At 57.8% G+C, this 20,211-nt stretch carries 18 protein-coding genes; 13 read left to right on the top strand and 5 right to left on the bottom strand.

Annotated elements, in window-relative coordinates:
- On the top strand, positions 1–214 hold a 214-nt coding region (locus HHI26_RS25390), incomplete at its 5' end, for a hypothetical protein (RefSeq protein ID WP_205945748.1).
- Positions 215–375: 161 nt separating this feature from the next.
- On the opposite strand, the gene HHI26_RS24330 is transcribed toward HHI26_RS25390, so the two are convergent.
- A complete protein-coding gene (locus HHI26_RS24330) occupies positions 376–1,503 on the bottom strand; it encodes an ABC transporter ATP-binding protein (RefSeq protein ID WP_133843051.1) in 1,128 nt (375 codons plus the stop codon).
- Between the two features lie 326 nt (positions 1,504–1,829).
- Here HHI26_RS24330 and HHI26_RS24325 point away from each other — a divergent pair, with 326 nt between their 5' ends.
- The 6 genes from HHI26_RS24325 to HHI26_RS24300 are packed head-to-tail and all read left to right on the top strand — an operon-like array spanning position 1,830 to position 8,934.
- Positions 1,830–3,050: an extracellular solute-binding protein gene (locus HHI26_RS24325; protein ID WP_133843053.1), complete on the top strand. Its 1,221-nt coding sequence runs from the start codon at positions 1,830–1,832 to the stop codon at positions 3,048–3,050.
- Between the two features lie 43 nt (positions 3,051–3,093).
- Positions 3,094–4,398 (top strand): sugar ABC transporter permease, encoded by a 1,305-nt coding sequence (locus tag HHI26_RS24320; protein WP_167864749.1) that lies wholly within the window; start codon positions 3,094–3,096, stop codon positions 4,396–4,398.
- 10 nt (positions 4,399–4,408) lie between these two features.
- On the top strand, positions 4,409–5,260 hold the full coding sequence (locus HHI26_RS24315; protein WP_133843057.1) for a sugar ABC transporter permease: 852 nt from the start codon (positions 4,409–4,411) through the stop codon (positions 5,258–5,260).
- A 3-nt stretch (positions 5,261–5,263) separates the two neighbouring features.
- Positions 5,264–6,457 (top strand): arabinogalactan endo-beta-1,4-galactanase, encoded by a 1,194-nt coding sequence (locus HHI26_RS24310; RefSeq protein WP_171149899.1) that lies wholly within the window; start codon positions 5,264–5,266, stop codon positions 6,455–6,457.
- Between the two features lie 47 nt (positions 6,458–6,504).
- A complete protein-coding gene (locus HHI26_RS24305) occupies positions 6,505–8,562 on the top strand; it encodes a beta-galactosidase (protein WP_171149898.1) in 2,058 nt (685 codons plus the stop codon).
- A gap of 57 nt (positions 8,563–8,619) precedes the next feature.
- The gene (locus HHI26_RS24300; RefSeq protein ID WP_133843063.1) at positions 8,620–8,934 is read left to right on the top strand and encodes a glucose PTS transporter subunit EIIB; all 315 of its coding nucleotides are present in this window, start codon (positions 8,620–8,622) and stop codon (positions 8,932–8,934) included.
- A gap of 81 nt (positions 8,935–9,015) precedes the next feature.
- On the opposite strand, the gene HHI26_RS24295 is transcribed toward HHI26_RS24300, so the two are convergent.
- The gene (locus HHI26_RS24295; protein ID WP_133843065.1) at positions 9,016–10,275 is read right to left on the bottom strand and encodes a maltoporin; all 1,260 of its coding nucleotides are present in this window, start codon (positions 10,273–10,275) and stop codon (positions 9,016–9,018) included.
- A 265-nt stretch (positions 10,276–10,540) separates the two neighbouring features.
- Between HHI26_RS24295 and HHI26_RS24290 the strand changes: the two genes are divergently transcribed.
- On the top strand, positions 10,541–11,611 hold the full coding sequence (locus tag HHI26_RS24290) for a LacI family DNA-binding transcriptional regulator (protein WP_133843067.1): 1,071 nt from the start codon (positions 10,541–10,543) through the stop codon (positions 11,609–11,611).
- Between the two features lie 53 nt (positions 11,612–11,664).
- Here HHI26_RS24290 and HHI26_RS24285 read toward each other — a convergent pair whose 3' ends face one another.
- Positions 11,665–12,666 carry a substrate-binding domain-containing protein gene (locus tag HHI26_RS24285; protein WP_171149897.1) on the bottom strand — a complete coding sequence of 334 codons (1,002 nt, stop codon included), beginning with the start codon at positions 12,664–12,666 and terminating at the stop codon, positions 11,665–11,667.
- 9 nt (positions 12,667–12,675) lie between these two features.
- Positions 12,676–14,283 carry a methyl-accepting chemotaxis protein gene (locus tag HHI26_RS24280; RefSeq protein WP_167864443.1) on the bottom strand — a complete coding sequence of 536 codons (1,608 nt, stop codon included), beginning with the start codon at positions 14,281–14,283 and terminating at the stop codon, positions 12,676–12,678.
- 383 nt (positions 14,284–14,666) lie between these two features.
- On the opposite strand from HHI26_RS24280, the gene HHI26_RS24275 reads away from it, so the two are divergent.
- Together HHI26_RS24275 and HHI26_RS24270 are read left to right on the top strand one after the other, a co-directional pair.
- A complete protein-coding gene (locus tag HHI26_RS24275) occupies positions 14,667–14,948 on the top strand; it encodes a type II toxin-antitoxin system RelE/ParE family toxin (RefSeq protein WP_133843476.1) in 282 nt (93 codons plus the stop codon).
- Positions 14,948–15,265 (top strand): HigA family addiction module antitoxin, encoded by a 318-nt coding sequence (locus HHI26_RS24270; RefSeq protein WP_133843073.1) that lies wholly within the window; start codon positions 14,948–14,950, stop codon positions 15,263–15,265. The genes HHI26_RS24275 and HHI26_RS24270 overlap by 1 nt, the downstream gene beginning before the upstream one ends.
- Positions 15,266–15,336: 71 nt before the next feature.
- On the opposite strand, the gene entS is transcribed toward HHI26_RS24270, so the two are convergent.
- On the bottom strand, positions 15,337–16,611 hold the full coding sequence (entS, locus tag HHI26_RS24265; RefSeq protein ID WP_159337011.1) for an enterobactin transporter EntS: 1,275 nt from the start codon (positions 16,609–16,611) through the stop codon (positions 15,337–15,339).
- Positions 16,612–16,782: 171 nt separating this feature from the next.
- Here entS and fepD point away from each other — a divergent pair, with 171 nt between their 5' ends.
- The 3 genes from fepD to HHI26_RS24250 are packed head-to-tail and all read left to right on the top strand — an operon-like array spanning position 16,783 to position 19,677.
- The gene (gene fepD / locus HHI26_RS24260) at positions 16,783–17,808 is read left to right on the top strand and encodes a Fe(3+)-siderophore ABC transporter permease (protein WP_171149896.1); all 1,026 of its coding nucleotides are present in this window, start codon (positions 16,783–16,785) and stop codon (positions 17,806–17,808) included.
- Positions 17,809–17,818: 10 nt separating this feature from the next.
- Complete coding sequence (fepG, locus tag HHI26_RS24255) at positions 17,819–18,853, top strand: iron-enterobactin ABC transporter permease (protein WP_133843079.1); 1,035 nt, start codon at positions 17,819–17,821, stop codon at positions 18,851–18,853.
- 2 nt (positions 18,854–18,855) lie between these two features.
- Positions 18,856–19,677 carry an ABC transporter ATP-binding protein gene (locus tag HHI26_RS24250; RefSeq protein WP_133843081.1) on the top strand — a complete coding sequence of 274 codons (822 nt, stop codon included), beginning with the start codon at positions 18,856–18,858 and terminating at the stop codon, positions 19,675–19,677.
- The last annotated feature ends 534 nt before the right edge of the window (positions 19,678–20,211 follow it).

The following is a 20,211-nucleotide window of genomic DNA, read 5'->3' as shown; positions in this document are numbered from 1 at the left end:
CCCTCTCACCGCCGTCCTGGCGGTTCGTCCTGGTTCACTGTGCTTCCTCAGCGCTGCTGAATGCCGCCTCAACGTCAAAATCCAGGTCAAAACCCACACCCAAACCCGCCAAAAACCCAAAATCCTGATTCAAATAAACCGCAGAGATCGTCAAGTGGTGGGGTTTTTAAAACCGACAGCAAGCACAGTTTTTGCGGGGATGGGGCCAGATTGAGGTAAGCCGGACGTCACGCGACAGGACGTCGCGTGCCGAGGCCCGCAGGGATGCGGTCGTTGCCGTTCCGGCGTGCTCAGACTGGCCCCGGACCTGAAGCCAGACTGCCAGCAACAAAAAAAGGAGTGGGGATCCCTCAGGGGGCAGACCCTTTTTTCCGGTCATCCCGTCATGGCTGCCTGGTCCTGCGGTAAGGGGATATCGGCGCTGATGCGCAGCCCGTCGCCATCAAACACCATACACTGGTGCGGATAGAACGCGGGGCGCAGCATCTGATAAGGGCGGAAATGCACATCACCCGGCAGCAGCATCTTAAAGCCGTCGTAGCCGTAAATCTGCCCGAACAGATAGGTATTGTTACCCAGCCGCTCGACCACCTCACAGTGAAAATCCAGCTGTAACGGCGCATCGCTGTTGATGCGCAGATGCTCAGGACGGATACCCAGCGTCAGTTCCTCACCCGGCTGCAACAGGCGTGCAGGTGCAGGCAACGTTAGCGTGTTCGCCCCCTCATTCACCGTAACGATCAGCCCCTGAACGCTGCAGTGCTGCACGCGTGCAGGCAGGAAATTCATCTTGGGTGAACCAATAAAACCGGCGACAAAGCGGTTCACCGGGTTGTAATACAGTTCCATGGGTGACCCCACCTGCTCCAGCTTGCCGTAGTTCATCACCACGATTTTATCCGCCAGCGTCATCGCCTCAATCTGGTCGTGGGTCACATACACCATGGTGGTTTTCAGCTCCTGGTGCAGTTTTGCGATATGCAGACGCATATCGACGCGCAGCTCGGCGTCCAGGTTTGACAACGGCTCATCAAACATAAAGACCTGCGGATTACGCACGATGGCCCGTCCAATCGCCACGCGCTGGCGCTGGCCGCCGGAAAGCTCTTTGGGTTTGCGTTCAAGCAGGTGGGAGAGTTGCAGGGTTTTCGACACCATCTCCACCTGATGGCGGATCTTCTCTTTCGCCACCCCGTTCACTTTCAGCCCGTAACCCATATTTTCGGCCACCGTCATATGCGGATAAAGCGCATAGGACTGAAACACCATCGCCACGCCGCGATGGGCGGGAGCCACATCGTTCATCAGCTCATCGCCAATCAGGATCTCGCCATCACTGACCTCTTCCAGCCCGGCAATCAACCGCAGAAGGGTGGACTTACCACAGCCAGAGGGACCGACGAAGACGGTGAACTCACCGTCTTCAATATCCAGATGAATATTATTGAGCGTTTCTGTTTTACCAAAACGCTTGGACACGTTTCTCAGTCTGATGCTGGACATGCGGAACCTCATCGAAAGGGGGATTTAAATAATAAATGTATTACGTATTACAATTTATCTTGTGACACGCTAACCCTTGTGGCGTCTGGCGTGACTATAAACCCCTGATGCAGAGCACCCTAGAGTCGATTTTGATTTCTGTAATATTGATCACATATTAGCGAGAACAGGGTGGAGGAGTGACGCTGTTCCGCGTAGCGTATGACATCACGCGCTGTGACACTCTCCCTTCTGCAAGTGACGCTATATGGGGCTTGCGATGTGTAGGTCAGAAATTCAGCGGATTGAAAAACAGTTAAATGTTATACCTTCACATGAGGTCAGCAATGAAAGTCAAAACCGGCATCACTCTGCTTCTGTCTGCTCTGGCTCTGGGGCAGGCTGCACACGCAGCGCAGCAACTTACCGTCTGGGAAGATATTAAAAAATCCGAAGGTATCAAAACGGCGATTGCTGATTTTCAGAAGCAATACAACGTTGAAGTCAAAGTGCAGGAAATGCCCTTTGCCCAGCAGATAGAGAAGCTGCGTCTTGATGGCCCGGCGGGGATTGGCCCGGACGTGCTGGTGATCCCTAATGACCAGCTGGGCAGCGCGGTGGTGCAGGGATTGCTGTCACCGCTGGCTGTCGATGCGGCACAGCAGGCGGCCTATACCCCATCAGCGATGGCCGCGTTTATTCAGAATAAAGTGGTATATGGCGTACCAAAAGCCGTCGAAACCCTGGTGCTGATTTATAACAAAGATCTGCTGCCGCAGCCGTTTAAAACGCTGGATGAGTACCGTGCCTTCTCGCAGAAGCAGCGCGAGGCGAAGCAGTATGGCCTGCTGGCAAAATTTGACCAGATTTATTACAGCTGGGGGGCTATCGCCCCGATGGGCGGTTATATCTTTGGCCAGGACGGCAAGGGCGGGCTCAACACCCTGGACATCGGGCTGAACACACCGGGCAGCGTAGACGCGGTCAGCTATCTCAAGAGTTTCTTCACCCAGGGGCTGCTGCCCAGCGGCATCCTCGGTGACAACGGTCTGAACGCCATCGACTCCCTGTTTACCGAGAAAAAAGCGGCGGCGGTGATCAATGGTCCCTGGGCATTCCAGCCTTACCAGGCGGCAGGCATCAACTATGGCGTGGCGCCGTTGCCTGAGCTGCCTAACGGCAAACCCATGAGCTCCTTCCTCGGTGTTAAAGGCTATGTGGTGTCCACCTGGAGTAAAGATAAAACGCTGGCGCAGCAGTTTATCCAGTTTATTAACCAGCCGCAGTATGTGAAAGAGCGCTTCCAGAAAACGCAGGAAATTCCGCCGGTCGTCGCCCTGATGAATGACCCGCTGATTAAAAACGATGAGAAGGCCAATGCGGTGGCGGTGCAGGCGGCGCGTGCCGTTGCGATGCCGGGTGTGCCGGAGATGCAGGAAGTGTGGGGCCCGGCCAATGCGGCACTGGAGCTGAGCGTGACAGGCAAGCAGGAGCCAAAGGTCGCACTGGATAATGCGGTGAAGCAGATTGCCATGCAGATTGAAGCGATGCAGGCCAGCAACCAGTAAGCCCCTGCCGCTCGCGGTTTGAATAAATAAGGAAAAGGCTGTGATGATTTCCCCCAGTGAAAAACTGACGCTGCACAAGCGCTCACGCCAGCATGCTCTGGCAGGCGTGCTGCTGGCGCTGTTACCCGGTTTTGGCCAGTTTTACCACCGCCAGTGGGCAAAAGGGCTCTGCTATCTGATCCTGCTGACCAGCTTTTACGGTGTGTTTCATAACTTCCTCCAGCACGGGCTGTGGGGGCTGGCAACGCTGGGGGAAGAAGTCCCCCGCGATAACTCCATCTTTTTGCTGGCAGAAGGCATTATCAGCGTCCTGATTATCGCCTTTGGCCTGACGATATGGGGACTGTCGCTGCGCGATGCCTGGCTGAACGGCTGCCGCCGTGACGAAGGCAAACCGCTGCACGGGGTGCGTAAGCAGTATCAGCTGCTGCTGCGAGAGGGGTTCCCGTACCTGATGATCACGCCGGGGTTTTTCCTGCTGGTGTTTGTGGTGGTGTTCCCGATCCTGTTTGGGTTCGCCATCGCCTTTACCAACTATAACCTCTACCACACGCCGCCCGCGAAGCTGGTGGATTGGGTGGGGCTGAAAAACTTCGTCAATATCTTCACCCTGTCGATCTGGCGTTCGACCTTCTTCGACGTGCTGCAATGGACCGTGGTCTGGACGCTGCTGGCCACCACGCTGCAATGTTCAGTGGGTGTGATGCTGGCGATTCTGGTGAACCAGAAAGACCTGCGTTTTAAACCGCTGATCCGCACCATTTTTATCCTGCCGTGGGCGGTGCCGGGCTTCGTCACTATCCTGGTGTTTGCCGGCATGTTTAACGACAGTTTTGGCGTGATTAACAATGCGATCCTCGATTTCTTCGGCATTGCGCCGAAAGCATGGATGACCGATCCGTTCTGGACCAAAACCGCACTGATTATGATGCAGACCTGGCTGGGCTTCCCGTTTGTGTTCGCCATGACGACCGGCGTATTGCAGGCGATCCCTGACGATCTGTATGAAGCGGCGATGATGGACGGTGCCGGGCCCTGGACGCGTCTGAAAACCATCACTCTGCCGCTGGTGATGTACGCCATTGCGCCCATCATCATCACGCAGTACACCTTCAACTTTAACAACTTCAACATTATCTACCTGTTTAACAACGGCGGTCCGGCGGTGGCAGGGTCAAACGCAGGCGGCACCGATATTCTGGTGTCGTGGATCTACAAGCTGACCATGTCGTCATCGCAGTATGCGATTGCCGCAACCATTACGATTTTGCTGTCGATCTTTGTGGTCGGTCTGGCGCTGTGGCAGTTCCGCGCCACCAAATCGTTTAAACAAGATGAGATGGCGTAAGGGAACCGTTATGGCGAAGTCAGTCAGTATTAAACGTGAAAAATGGCTGCGTCTGTCGCTCACCTGGCTGGTGGTTCTGGTGGTCTCGACCATCATTATCTACCCGCTGGTGTGGACGGTCGGGGCGTCGCTGAATGCGGGCAACAGTCTGCTGAGTAGTTCGATTATTCCTGAGAACGCATCGTTACAGCACTACCGCGACCTGTTTAACGGCACGGTGCCGTACCTGACGTGGTACTGGAACTCGATGAAAATCAGTTTCTTTACCATGGTGCTGACCTTAATCAGCGTGAGCTGCACCGCGTATGCATTCTCGCGCTTTCGCTTTAAGGGGCGGCAGAACGGTCTGATGCTGTTTCTGCTGTTGCAGATGATCCCGCAGTTCTCGGCACTGATTGCCATCTTTGTGCTGTCGCAGCTGCTGGGATTGATCAACAGCCATCTGGCGCTGGTGCTGATCTACGTTGGTGGCATGATCCCGATGAACACCTATCTGATGAAGGGTTACCTGGACGCGATTCCTAAGGACCTGGATGAGTCAGCGCGCATGGACGGGGCAGGGAACTTCCGTATCTTTATCGAGATCATCATGCCGCTTTCGAAGCCGATTCTGGCGGTGGTGGCGCTGTTCTCCTTCACCGGCCCGCTGGGGGATTTCATTCTTTCCAGCACCATTCTGCGCAGCCCGGATCAGTTCACGCTGCCCATCGGGCTGTACAACCTGGTCTCGCAGAAAATGGGGGCCAGCTACACCACTTACGCCGCCGGGGCAGTGCTGATTGCCGTACCGGTCGCCGTGCTCTATCTGGCGCTGCAAAAATACTTCGTTTCCGGCCTGACCTCAGGAAGTACAAAGGGATAAACCATGACACCTAAAACGCTGTTACTCGCCCTGGCAATGGCCTGGGCGACGCCTCTCTTCGCCGCAAATCCGCCTGTGATTCGTCCCATCGGCCCGGTGCCGGCCGATTTTGTCAAAGGGGCTGATATCTCCACGCTGCCGGAACTGGAAAAGCAGGGGGTGAAATTTTACAACGCCCATCACCAGCTACAGGACCCGATTGCCATCCTGAAAGCCAACGGCATCAATACTATTCGCCTGCGCCTGTGGGTTGACCCCTATGACAGCAACGGCAAAGCCTACGGCGGTGGCACCAACGACCTGCCCACTACCCTGGCGCTGGCGAAACGTGCCAAAGCCGCCGGGATGCAGATCCTGCTGGACCTCCACTACAGTGATTTCTGGACCGACCCGGGTAAGCAGTTCAAACCGAAAGCCTGGGAAAAACTGACTTTCCCGCAGCTGGAAACGCGCGTGCATGACTACACACGCGACACCCTTGCCCGCTTCAAAGCCGAGGGCGTGCTGCCGGATATCGTCCAGATTGGCAACGAGCTGAACGGCGGCATGCTGTGGCCGGAAGGGAAAAGCTGGGGGCAGAACGGTGGGGAGTTTGACCGTCTGGCGGGCCTGCTGAAAGCGGGCATCACGGGCGTGCGGGAAAACCTCAGCGATCCGGGCCAGGTCAAAATCATGCTGCACCTGGCTGAAGGCACCAAAAATGACATGTTCCGCTGGTGGTTCGATGAGATCACCCGCCGTCAGGTGCCGTTCGATGTGATTGGTCTGTCGATGTACACCTACTGGAACGGCCCGATTAGCGCCCTGAAAGCCAATATGGACGACATCAGCCAGCGCTATCAGAAAGACGTGATGGTGGTGGAAGCGGCCTATGCATACACGCTGAAAAACTGCGACAGCGCCGAAAACAGTTTCCAGGCGAAGGAAGAGAAAGACGGCGGCTACCCGGCCACCGTTGAGGGGCAGGCGGCCTATCTGCACGACCTGATGCAGGCGGTGCTGGCGGTGCCGAATCACCGCGGTAAGGGCGTGGTCTACTGGGAACCGACGTGGATTGCCGTGCCGGGTAACACCTGGGCGACGCCGGAAGGCATGAAGTATATCCATGACGAGTGGAAGCAGGGCAACGCCCGTGAAAACCAGGCGCTGTTTGACTGCCAGGGCAACGTGCTGCCGTCAATTCAGGTATTTCATTAATTTACAGGCCTGAGGGCCGGTGTCACTGACACCTCAGAGGAACCGCAATGACTAGATTTTCACCGCTCTTTGCCGGGGTCAACACGCTGCTGCACGGCGCGGATTACAACCCGGAACAGTGGCAACATACCCCAGGCATCATTGATGATGACGTCGCGATGATGCAGCAGGCGAACTGCAATGTGATGTCGGTTGGCATCTTCAGCTGGGCGAAACTGGAGCCGGAAGAGGGGCGCTATGACTTCGGCTGGCTGGATGACGTGATTGAAAAACTGCATCAGCGGTCGATTCGGGTGTTTCTGGCCACGCCCAGCGGCGCGCGCCCGGCGTGGATGTCGCAAAAGTACCCGGAAGTGTTGCGCACCGGGCGCGATCGCGTGCCTGCGCTGCACGGCGGGCGGCATAATCACTGCATGACTTCGCCGCTGTACCGGCAAAAAGTTCGGGCGATCAACAGCCAACTGGCGGCGCGCTATGCGCACCATCCGGCGGTGATCGGCTGGCATATTTCCAACGAATACGGCGGCGAGTGCCACTGCGGGCAGTGCCAGCAGGCCTTTCGCGGCTGGTTGCAGCGCCGCTACGGCACCCTGGAGCAGCTTAACCACGCCTGGTGGAGTGATTTCTGGAGCCATACGTACAGCGACTGGTCGCAGGTGGTTTCCCCTGCACCGCAGGGGGAAATGTCGATTCACGGGCTGAATCTCGACTGGCGGCGCTTTATGACCGATCAGGTCACCGACTTCTGTATCGAAGAGATCAAACCGCTGAAAGCGGCCAACCCGGACCTGCCTGCCACCACCAACTTTATGGAGTATTTCTACGACTACGATTACTGGAAGCTGTCGCAGCCGCTCGATTTTATCTCCTGGGACAGCTACCCGACCTGGCATAACGAGCAGGATGAAACCACGCTGGCCTGTTATACCGCCATGTATCACGACCTGATGCGTACCCTGAAACAGGGGCAGCCGTTTGTGCTGATGGAGTCGACGCCGGGGGCGACCAACTGGCAGCCCACCAGCAAGCTGAAAAAACCGGGGATGCACATTCTCTCTTCATTGCAGGCCGTGGCCCACGGGGCGGATGCGGTGCAGTATTTCCAGTGGCGTAAAAGCCGCGGCTCGGTGGAGAAGTTCCACGGTGCGGTGATTGACCACGTCGGGCATCTGGATACCCGTATTGGCCGCGAAGTCAGCGAACTGGGTCGGATGCTGGCAGCAATGGCCCCGGTGCAGGGGAGCCGCGTTGACGCGAAAGTGGCGATCGTTTTCGACTGGGAAAGCCGCTGGGCGATGGACAATGCCCAGGGGCCGCGCAATACCGGCCTGCACTATGAGCGCACGGTGGCCGAACACTACCGCACGTTCTGGGAGCAGGGCGTGGCGGTGGACGTGATCAACGCCGATGTCGACCTCAGCGGGTATGCGCTGGTGATCGCCCCGATGCTGTATATGGTGCGCGACGGCTTTGCCGCCCGCGTGGAGCAACATCTGCGCCAGGGCGGGCAGTTTGTCGCCAGCTACTGGACGGGCGTGGTCAATGAAAGCGACCTCTGCCATCTGGGCGGTTTCCCGGGGCCGCTGCGGCCGCTGCTGGGGATCTGGGCGGAAGAGATCGACAGCCTGACGGACGACGAAACCAACGGCGTATGTGCTGTCGAAGGCAACATGCTGGGCCTGCGCGGCAGCTATCAGGCCCGTGAGCTGTGCGAACATATTCATCTGGAAGGGGCAACCGCGCTGGCCGTTTACCAAAGCGATTTTTATGCCGGCCAACCCGCGGTCACCGTTAACGCCGTGGGCGCCGGGCAGGCCTGGTATATCGCCTCACGTAATGACCAGGCTTTCCATCGGGATTTCTACGGTGCACTGATTGCCAGGCTGGCGCTGCCACGTGCGCTGGCGGTGGACCTGCCTCCGGGGGTGACCGCGCATCGCCGCACCGACGGCGAGTCCAGCTTTATCTTCCTGCAAAACTTCACGGCGCAGGCGCAGACGGTCACGCTGCCTGCGGGTATCAGCGATCTGATTGACGGTGTGCCGCTCTCCGGCGAGCAGATCATGCCGCCGTGGGGCTGCCGCGTGCTGCGCGCGCCGCTGTAAACAGCTGTTCACCAGCGGGCGCAAGCCCGCTTTTTTTATGTCTGAAAGGAGAGGTATATGGTCAGTCTGAAATCGTTTAAGCATTACTTCAGCCGGCAGGAAACCCCGGAGGAAGCCGACGCAGCGGAGTGTGCGCTGCTGGATCAGTTAATGGGCTGCTTTGGCGGGCGCGAGAATATCGTGCAGGTGGATGCCTGCCTCACGCGACTGCGCGTCACGGTGAAATCGGTGGCGGCAGTGAATGCCAGCGGATTACAGCAGGCAGGGGCAACGGGAGTGGTGATTCTGGGCCATGAAGTGCATGCTATTTTTGGCACGCGCTCTGACCGTCTGCGCCAGCTGATGGAAGCACACTATTTCCGTCAGCCATAAAAAAAATGGATAACCGGTAACGGTTATCCAAATTAACGATCCAGTGCTTATCCAATGATGATGAAGGCGTTGATCAGGGCATTACCACCAGGCTTCAACCTGCACACCAAAGTTCCAGGTGTTGCTGGCCGTGCCGTCCTGGAAGCTGTTCCCCTGCTCGGAGTCATTCAGGTAAGAAGTGAAGATGCGCAGTTCCGGGCGTGACATAAATTCCGGACCCGCGGCCAGGCCCAGCGCGAGGGTATATTTCTGCCCGGCCTGTTTGTAGTCGCTGCCGTCTTTGTTCTGATCTTTCTGCATAAACGTCCCGGCTTCACCGATACCGCGCACATAGTCGGTAAACTGGTACTGGGCGCGCCCGACCAGGGAGAGCAGGGTACTTTTATCGGTGAACGCGGTGACGTTATCGGCGGAACCCCAGGTCACGACCTGATTCAGCGACAGGCGGTCAGTGATCGGCAGCAGGCCGGTGTTGATCACGCGATAGCCTTTGGCATCACGGGTATCGTTCCACATGTCATACCAGCCGCCGCCCTGCGAGATCATATTTTGTGCCAGCCCTTTGTTGGCGTATTGCAGCACCAGTTTCTGATAGCCGCCCCACATATCCTGGCTGATTTCCCCGGTGACCATCACGCCGTTATCTGCGTCATACAGTTCGCCGTACTCTTTCTGTTTGTTGGTCGGGTTCGGCATGGCGTAGTCCACACCGAACTCTGTCCATGCGCCGTTCCACGGCTTCCAGCCAGCGTAACGGACATCGAGGTAGTTGATATTCACGTCGTTATCGCCGTCGGCACGGTAGTCAACATCGTTGGCATCACCGCGTATCCAGGCGACGGAGACGGCGCCTGGGCCAAAGGTGTAGTTTTCAATACCGGCACCGGAGCCGGAGATATTCCAGTATTTGGTATCAATGATATGCAGGTCATGGCGCTGGTAGTAGCGTTTACCGCCCCAGATGACGGCGTTTTTATCCCCGGGGATCAGGCCTTTGATTTGCAGGTTGAGCTGACGCAGCCCGAACTGGGCGTCGTCGCCGAAGGTGGTTTCATTATCGTTGGAGCCGTCGGAAAACATGCTGACCATTGAGTCGACATAGAAACTGACGTCATCCTTTTTGTACACTTCGCTGCCCAGTTCGATTTCACCGTAGGTATCGGCTTCGTTACCCAGACGACCAATCTTATTTTTTTGCCACTCCTCCATGCCTCCATCGCGCGAAACCCCCACACCGCCGCGCAGATAGCCGTGGAAATCAATGTTGTCGATGGCTGCGAATGCAGGAGAAGTCAGTGCTGCGGCAAGTGCCACAGCGGTCGCTGTCAGTCTTGTGTTCATGTCACCCTCTGTTTATATTTGTCATACGTTCACACGATGGCGACAGTAAACGCCTCACGATGAACGTGAAGCAATTGGAGTAACGAAATTGTGTGATTTAGTGCAAGTATTTACCCGTTATTTGTAACGATTGGTGAAGTTGATCACCGAATTATGTATGTGAACGTCTGACTTTACTGTGGGTTTTTGACAGTGTGACCGACTTAACCTGAACGTCATTTGCACTGTGATACAATCCGGCCATCTGTAAACAGGGAAGCGAACCATGAAATCAAAGAGTGCCACCTTGGAAGATGTCGCCCGTCGCGCTGGGGTGTCTTATCAAACGGTTTCCAGGGTGCTGAATAAGTCTGCGAACGTTTCGGAAGGTACGCGCAGCAAGGTAACAAAGGCGATAGAGGAGCTGCGCTATGTGCCTAACCGCCTTGCGCAACAGCTGGTGGGAAAACAGAGCACCACGCTCGGTCTGGTGACCACGTCTCTGGCTCTCCATGCCCCTTCTCAGGTGGCGGCGGCGATTAAGCGCTACGCCAACGCGGCGGAGTATCAGGTGCTGATCGCCATGATCGGTGAGAACGTCAATCAAAGTTTGCAGGAGTCGATCAACGAGCTGAAATCGCAGCTGGTCGACAAAGTGATTATTAACGTTCCGCTGGATACCGCCTGTGCCGAGCAAATCGTCGAAGAGAACCAGGACATTATTTGCCTGTTCCTGGACGTCGACCCTTATTGTTCGGTGTTTAACGTTTCGTTTAACCCGGCGGATGGCACCCGTGCCAGCGTGAAATACCTCTACGAACAGGGGCACCGTGAGTTTGCGCTGCTGGCGGGGCCAGAGCACTCCGTTTCGGCGCGGCTGCGGCTCAGGAGCTGGCTCGAGACACTGGAGAGCTACAGGTTGGCCCCGGTGAGCGTTATTCACGGTAACTGGGATGCGCAGAGCGGCTACAGCGGCATCTTGCAGCTGCTGCGTGAAACCCCGCACTTCAGTGCGCTGCTGGTGGGGAACGATCAGATGGCCTTAGGCGTGCTGAGTGCATTGCATCAGCAGGGCGTAACCGTGCCGGGGCAGGTGTCCGTGGTGGGGTATGATGACACGTATGAGAGCGCGTTTTTCCATCCGTCGCTGACCACGGTGTCGCTGGACCTGGACTTACAGGGGAAAGAGGCGGTGCAGCGTATTTTACAGGCCAGCGAGGATGACCACAGCCGCTCATCCTCAATCCTGCCCGCACGTCTGGTGGTGCGCAGCTCAACGTCAGCGGCCGGTCAGCAGCAGCAGGATTTAAAACAGATTGCCGAACAGCTACGCCTGATTGCCAGTCGTCTGGGATGACGGCTGAACGGTGATAGCTTCCGGTGGATCGACGACCGCCGGAAGCTCACGCGTTATTTCGCCCCAAAGCAGGCGTTCAGCCCGGCCTGGGTATCCTTGCTTGCCAGGCCGGGCATCGGTTTATCCGCGATAAGCGTGACGCCGGTATCCACATACCCGGACACTTTCTTACCGTGCCGGGCGTAAGCCACTGCTGCATCAACGCCCATCGCTGCCATGGTTAAGGGATATTGCTGCGCTGTGGCAGCAATCTTCCCTGAACGCACGTTGTTCACTCCGGCACAGCCCCCATCGACCGAGACGATCATCGCCTGTTTACCGGCTTCCTGTAAGGCCTTGTACGCGCCGGCAGCGGCCGGTTCGTTGATGGTATACACCAGGTTGATATCAGGATGGCTTTTCAGGCAGCTGGCCATCACCTCATAGCCTTCCTTCTCGGCGCCTTGAGAAAAACCGGCACAGACGGTTTCAGCGGTGACTGACAGCTCACTGGAGTCGGCACCTGCTGCCGCTAATCCCAGCCCGCTCATAAAACCATTATGACGTCTTGCCCCGACTAAATGTCCGGGCGATAAATCCAGCATGGCAATCTTCAGTGGCTGTCCGGCAAATTTTAACGGCATGGCGGCTTTGGCATATTCGCCAATCAGCTGCCCGGCTTTATAGTTGTCAGTACCAAACAGCGCATCCACCGCCGTCATCGGATCGGTCGGGGAGTCCAGTGCGATGACCTGCACCCCTTTGGCACGCACTTCATCCAGTGCGGGCACAATGGCTTTGGCATCGCTCGGGGTGATCAGCAGAGTGGTCGCCCCTGCGGCCACCATCTCCTGGATGGCCTGAATTTGCGCCGGATAATCGCCGTCTTCTTTGCCTGCCGCCGTCAGGAGTTTCACCCCATGCACGGTAGCGCCCAGCATGGCACCTTCTTTCATTTTCAGGAAAAAGGGGTTGGTATCTGTTTTAGTGATCAGGCCAATAGTGATGCTGTCGTTACTGGCATACGCCGCTGAACTGACCATCGCGGCGAGAGCAAAAGCACAGGTTATTTTCATCTCAGATCCTTAGCGCATCGCTGCTGTTGTATCGTTGAGACGGCCTGCACGTGAAATATCAAACGCAGAGATCCCTTCCAGCAATAAATAAGCCTGCTGCTTAAGGCTGGCGGCAGCGGCGGCACTCTCTTCCACCAGGGCGGCATTTTGCTGCGTGGCTTCGTCCATATTGACCACGGCTTTATTCACCTGATCGATACCCGTGTGCTGTTCGCTGGAGGCGAGGGTGATTTCGGCCATCAGGCTGTTAACGCCCTTAACCGCATTGACCACTTCCTGCATGGTACTACCCGCCTCATCGACAAGCTTAGAACCGGTATTGATCCGCTCGACAGACTCATCGATCAGGTTTTTGATTTCCCTCGCGGCGGTGGCACTGCGCTGGGCGAGGATGCGAACCTCACCGGCCACAACGGCAAATCCACGGCCCTGCTCACCGGCGCGGGCGGCTTCCACGGCCGCATTAAGCGCCAGGATGTTGGTCTGGAAAGCAATCCCTTCAATGACGGTAATAATCTGGGTGACCTTGCCGGAACTGCTGGCAATGTCGTGCATGGTGCTGACCACACGTTCGACCACATTGCCGCCACGCTGTGCCACCTGAGAGGCACTGGTCGCCATCAGATTTCCCTGGTGGGCATTATCGGCGTTGTGCTTCACGGTGGCGGTTAACTGCTCCATGCTGGCAGAGGTCTGCTCCAGTGAAGAGGCCTGCGCTTCGGTGCGGCGGCTTAAGTCTTCATTGCCCAGGGTAATTTCACCTGACGCGGAAACTATGCTCTCAGCCGAGTTTGCCACCTGGCTGATCAGGTTATGCAATTTCTCCTGCATCTCACCCAGGGCAGCCAGCACGCTACCGGCCGGGGCAGTGACCGCGCCGTTAACCTGGCTCAGGTCGCCCTGAGCAATGCGCTGAACGACCTGACCTAAAATGGCCGGTTCTTCGCCTAAGGCACGGAACAGGGAGCGGATGATCATGGCACCGAGAATCACTGCCAGACTCAGCGCCAGCAGGCTGATCGCGATGAAAATAATCCGCGTTTGCTGATAGGCACTCTCTGCGGTACTCAGACTCTCCGCCGCGCGCTCGGTGCTGTATTTAAGGTACTGATTCGCCGTGGTCAATAAGGTGGTGAGCTGAGGGCGTAATTCACGGTTCATACGGTCAATCGCTTCCGCCTTTTTCTCCGCCAGGGCTAACTCAACAATGTGGTGAGCAATGGGGCGATACCCCTCTTCCGCCTGTGCGATGGCGGAAACAAACTGTCGATCCTGGTCGGTTACGTCAGTGTGCTGCTTGATGGCTGCCTGTAACTGAGTCAGCGCTGCGGCGGTTTTCTCTTCTGCTGCGGCCACCTGTTTTTTACCGGCTTCAATGTCGGCGGCCTCACTGACCAGCACCAGACCGTACAGACTCAGTGAACTGTCCTTCACACCGCTGAGAATAAGATTGACGGAGGACTCACGTGCCGCCACCTGCTGCACATGGGTTTTAAATCGGTCATTCGCATTGCTGAGGGCGTTCATCGCGAGAAGAACGACGGCAAGCACAATCACCACTAACACGCCGAACCCGAGGAGGAGCTGAGTTCGTACGGTGGTATTTTTGAATTGCATAAATGGACACCCCTAAAATGGCAACTGAAGGTCAGCCAGCGGCCGTGAAAACCGGCATGGCGCAGAATATATATTGTAATTGAATCGATTCAGCCGCCCGGTTTGATGACACAGCAAAAAAGTGAGAGTGAAATGTCATTCAGACTGCGGATAGAATTTTGAAAATGCTGATCGGATTAACGGCGTGCAGGGAGGAAACTTGACGGTTCGACGCAGGCAAGACGCGGCTTTTTTGAAAAGTGTGATGAGAATCGCCTTATTGGTCAGTCGGCGATGGCCGGGTTTACTCGCGATACAATTCAGAGGATCGTGCCGGGAAAGCTGTTTCCTTCCGGGAAACAACTGTTATACTGTTTCCCGGAAGGAAACAAGGAGTGTTAGCCGTGATCAAAAGCTGGAAGCATAAGGGATTGCAAAAACTGTTCGAAACAGGAAATCCCAGTGGTGTGCAGGCCAAAGATGCCGAACGGATCAGAACGCGTCTGCTGGTTCTTGACGAAGCCCTGTCGGTAGAAGAATTCAGAAACTACCCTGGCTTCAGGTTCCATCCGCTGAAAGGCGACAGGCAGTATCTTTACGCCATTACTGTTCGTGCCAACTGGCGTATCACTTTCGAGTTCAGAGACGGTGATGCTTACATACTTAATCTGGAGGACTACCACTAATGGCTATGATGACCCCCCCGCATCCCGGCAGCCTGATTACCGAGTATCTTGAGGACTATAACGTCAGCCTGCGGACGCTGGCCGGAAACCTCGGGGTATCCCCCTCGGCGTTGAGCAAAGCGGCGGCAGGAAAAACCGCTATTACCCCTGAAATGGCGGTACGACTGGAAGCCGGGCTGGGCATTGCGGCCCGTCTCTGGCTGGCGATGCAGGCAACGTACGATATTAGCCGGGTCCGCGAAACGATTGATATCACGCAGGTCGTGCCCGCCTGCTATGACGAAACCGATGGTCAGCCAGTGAAGACCTGTGGATGATGACCTGAACCTGGCCTCATTACGCTCTTCACCGGCATCAGCACTCCTCATGCTAGTCGCATGATGCCCGGTTACGGATTGGTCACCGGGTCCTGCTCATCAGTCGGGCCTGCCTCCTCCGGCGGTGACATTGTCGCCCGGCGCAAGGTGCCGACCAGGCTTGCCAGCACCAGCGCTACGCCTGCGGCCACCGCGCCAAATGACAGTACGCTGACCACTGGCGTAAACAGCTTACCTAACACGCCTAATCCCAGAGCACCGACAGAATCCCCGGTTACATCCTGCGCGGTGCCCAGACTGTTCACGCGACCGAGCAAAGCGTCAGGGGTATGGTGTTGAATCAGCATATATTGCAGCAGCGAAGCGATCGCGTTGCAGTAGCCATACACCACCAGTGCCAGCAGGGCCGGGATAAAGTGGCTGTAAAGCCCCAGTGAGGCAATGGCCAGAAACGCGCAGGTGGCGCTGATCAGGACCAGCACACCTGGACGGGCATAACCCGGTACCCAGCCGCTGGTAAAGGCGCCAATCATGGCCCCCAGCGGCACGGCGGAATACATCAGACCAATCGCCGAAGCGTCAGCGTGATAGCTGATAGCCAGCGCCGGGAACAGAATACGCACCGCGCCGACGATGCTCACCAGCATGCCCAGCAGCACCACGGAACCCACCACCTTCTGCTGGCAGACAAACTGAACGCCGCTGGCCAGGGCGCGCAGCGGATGCTCCGGCTCCTGCGCTTCCGGCTTCATCGACGGCAGACGCACCAGCGGGATTAACGTTGCCAGCGTACCGACAGCCGCCACGGCAAAGGCCCAGCCCACGCCGCCCGCCACAATAATCACCCCGCCAATGGCCGGGGAGAGGATAGCCCCGAGACGTACGGTCACCATACTCAGCGCACCGGCCGCGCCGAGGTTCTCACGCCCGACCAGCAGCGGGATCACCGCCATTAATGCCGTCATCCCCAACGCCCCGAAGAAACCGTCCCAGGCGGCCAGCAAATACAGTGCCCACAAAGAGGGTTCCGGCAGAAACGCATTCAGACTGAGGGCCGCGAAGCCGATGCCGCAGGTACCACGGGCAAACAGAATCAGCTTACGACGATCGAGGCGGTCTGCGAGGATGCCACCCAGCATCAATCCGATAAACATACCGATGCCATCCAGCATCACGGCCACACCCACCTGAAGCGTGGAGCCTGTCATGGCCTGGATCTGAATCGGTACGCCGACTGCCAGCATACCGAGTGAGAATACGGACAGCATGCGGGCACAAAAGATGGCGCGGAAATGGGCGTTATTTTTCAGCAGGCTGAAATCAAGCAGAATGGAGGGCTTTGCCATGAGTATCCATGTAGTTAATAGGGCTCAATGCCTGGCGGCCGGAATGCTGTCCGGTGCGGCGCGTAAGGATGCCGATGTTTTTCTGGCGGGGCGCATGGTAACATATTTGGTTAGTAACGTTAATGATAATAATACTCATATTCATTTGCATATGAAGAGGATCTCTCAGGGATGTCATTGCAGCAAGCTTCCCCCCAATCTGCTCCGTTGTCGCAAGGCCTTTCGCGCAGCGCGGGTGTCATCATCTGTCTGATATTACTGACGGCGGTCAGCCTGGCGAGCCTGATGCTTGGGGCCAAACCCATCGCGCCTGCCCTGGTGTGGCAGAGTCTTTCCGGCCAGATCACTAACGCCGATAGCATCATTATTCTCAATGCCCGTCTGCCGCGTACGCTGGCCGGGATCCTCGTGGGTCTGGCGCTGGGCGGTGCAGGGGCGGTGATCCAGGCACTGACGCGTAATCCGCTGGCAGACCCCGGCATTCTCGGCGTCAATGCCGGGGCCAGCTTCGCGATGGCAATTGGCATTACCCTGTTTGGCGTCAGCGGCATGGCAGGCTGGCTTGGCTTTGCCTGGGGCGGTGCGCTGATTGCCAGCATTGCGGTCTGGGCGATTGGTACACTCAGCGGCGGCCGGGTCAATCCGGTGCGGCTGACGCTGGCCGGGGTGGCACTGAGTGCGGTATTGGGGGGGCTGACTTCGTCGCTGTCGCTGCTCAATCCGCAGACCTTTGACCAGCTGCGCTTCTGGCAGGCGGGAACGCTGGATATCCGTTCCTCAGCGAACCTGATGCTGGTGGCCCCGGCGATAGTCGTCGGCGCGGTGCTGGCACTCGCGGCATCGCGTTCACTGAACAGTCTCAGTATGGGTGAAGACATTGCCGCCGCGCTCGGCACCCGGGTGCTGCTGGTGCGCCTGCTGGCGCTGCTGTCGGTGATGCTGCTGTGTGGATCGGCCACGGCGCTGGTGGGGCCCATTGGTTTTGTTGGCCTGATGGTGCCCCATGTTGCGCGCTGGTGGGTGGGGGCCGACCAGCGCTGGATCCTGATTTATTCGTTTCTCATGGCCCCGGTGCTGTTGCTGACCGCCGATATTGCCGGGCGTTTTATGGCACAGGGTGAGCTGCGGGTGTCGATTGTCACCGCATTAATCGGTGCGCCAGTCTTAATCTGGTTAGTCCGTAGCCGCAAACATTAAGGATGACAGGATGCACAGTAAAACCTTACTGATCGGCCGTGCTGACGGCTGGCTCAATCTGCGCCTGGCGTCCCGGGTGCTGTGGGCGAACCTGACGCTGATCGTTCTCGCTGCACTGCTGGCGCTGTTTGCGCTGTGCTACGGCACGCTGAGCATCAGCCCGGGGCAGGTGTGGCAGGCGTTGCAGGGGGAAGGGCCGCGCGGATTTATGACCGTTATCGCACAGTGGCGTGCACCGCGTGCGGTGATGGCGCTGGTGCTGGGGGCGGGCCTTGGCGTCAGCGGGGCGATCTTCCAGTCGGCGATCCGCAACCCGCTCGGCAGCCCGGATGTGGTGGGTTTTAATACCGGGGCGTTTACCGGGGCGCTGGTGATGATTATCGGCTTTGGCGGCAGCTACTATCAGATTGCCGCCGGAGCGCTGGTGGGCGGTATTGGTTCGGCGGCGCTGGTTTATCTGCTGGCGTGGCGCCAGGGGATTGTGGGTTTCCGCCTGATTATTGTCGGGATTGGCGTGGGCGCGGTGTTGTCGGCGCTCAATACCTGGCTGATTGTCAGCGCCTCGCTGGAGAGTGCCATGAGTGCTGCGCTGTGGGGGGCGGGCTCGCTTAACGGCATCACCTGGGCGAAAGGGCAGCCTGCGCTGCTGCTGGTGCCACTGACCATTATGGTGTCGCTGGCGCTCAGCCGCCGTTTGCAGCTGATGGAAATGGGCGACGATAGTGCGCGGGCGCTGGGGGTGAATGCTGAGTCCAGCCGTCTGTGGCTGATGCTGTGCGGCATTATTCTCACGGCAATTGCCACCGCCAGCGCCGGGCCGATTGCCTTTATTGCGCTGGCCGCGCCGCAGATTGCCCGCCGCCTGACCGGTGCCAGCGCGGTGCCGCTTTTTTCCGCCGCCACCACCGGGGCGCTGTTGTTGCTGACGGCCGATGTGATCGCTCAGCATGCGTTTAACGGGGTACAACTGCCGGTGGGGGCTGTTACCGTCAGCATCGGTGGTGTTTATCTCATCTGGTTACTTATCAGGGAGTCACGACGTTGATCATGGATACTTCTTTATCCCCCCGTCTTCAGGCCGCTGGCGTGACGCTGGCCTACGATCAAAAAGTGATCGCCAGTGAGCTTAGCGTGCAGATCCCCGACCGCCAGTTTACGGTGATTATTGGCCCTAACGCCTGCGGTAAGTCAACGCTGTTGCGCGCCCTATGCCGCCTGCTGAAACCGCGTAGCGGGCAGGTGCTGCTTGATGGTCATGATATTCATCAGATGGGCACCAAAGCGCTTGCCCGCCAGCTGGGTCTGTTGCCACAGCATGCGATTGTCCCGGAGGGGATCAGCGTGGCCGATCTGGTGGCACGTGGACGCTATCCACATCAGAGCTTACTGAAGCAGTGGAGTGAAGCCGACCGTGAGGCGGTGGCGGCGGCAATGCAGGCCACCAACATCAGTGAACTGGCCGCGCGCAGCGTGGATGAACTGTCCGGCGGCCAGCGTCAGCGCGTGTGGGTGGCGATGGTGCTGGCGCAGCAGACGCCGCTGCTGTTACTGGATGAACCGACCACCTGGCTGGATATCGCCCACCAGATTGAGCTGCTGGATCTGTTCCGTCAGTTAAATCAGGAGCACGGGCATACGCTGGTGGCGGTGCTGCATGATCTGAATCAGGCCTGTCGTTACGCCGACCACTTAATCGTGATGAAGGAAGGGCAGATTATCGCCCAGGGTAAACCCGCTGAGATTGTGGATGCACAGCTGGTGCGGCAGGTGTTTGGCATGAGTAGCGTGGTGATTGACGATCCGGTATCACATACGCCGATGATCGTGCCGTGCGGGCGTTATCATCAGCCTTTACAGGGATCGTTGTAGGGGCGAGGCACGCCTCGTCCGGTGCGGAATAACAAGGGTCGGGCATGCCCGACCCCTACGGGTATTGCTGCAGGGGCGAGGCACGCCTCGTCCGGTGCGGAATAACAAGGGTCGGGCATGCCCGACCCCTACGAGTATTGTTGTTGGGGCGAGGAACGCCTCGTCCGGTGCGGAATAACAAGGATCGGGCATGCCCGACCCCTACGGGTATTGTTCCAGGGGTGAGGCACGCCTCGTCCGGTGCGGAATAACAAGGATCGGGCATGCCCGACCCCTACGGGTATTGTTCCAGGGGTGAGGCACGCCTCGTCCGGTGCGGAATAACAAGGATCGGGCATGCCCGACCCCTACGAGTATTGTTGTTGGGGCGAGGCACGCCTCGTCCGGTGCGGAATAACAAGGATCGGGCATGCCCGACCCCTACGGGTATTGCTGCAGGGGCGAGGCACGCCTCGTCCGGTGCGGAATAACAAGGATCGGGTATGCCCGACCCCTACGGGTATTGTTCCAGGGGTGAGGCACGCCTCGTCCGGT

The sequence above is a fragment of the Erwinia sp. JH02 genome, from assembly GCF_013074405.1.
Classification (GTDB): Bacteria; Pseudomonadota; Gammaproteobacteria; order Enterobacterales; family Enterobacteriaceae; genus Erwinia; species Erwinia rhapontici.
The sequence above is the reverse complement of the archived record's forward strand: the minus strand, read 5'-3'. Positions and strand labels throughout refer to the sequence as shown.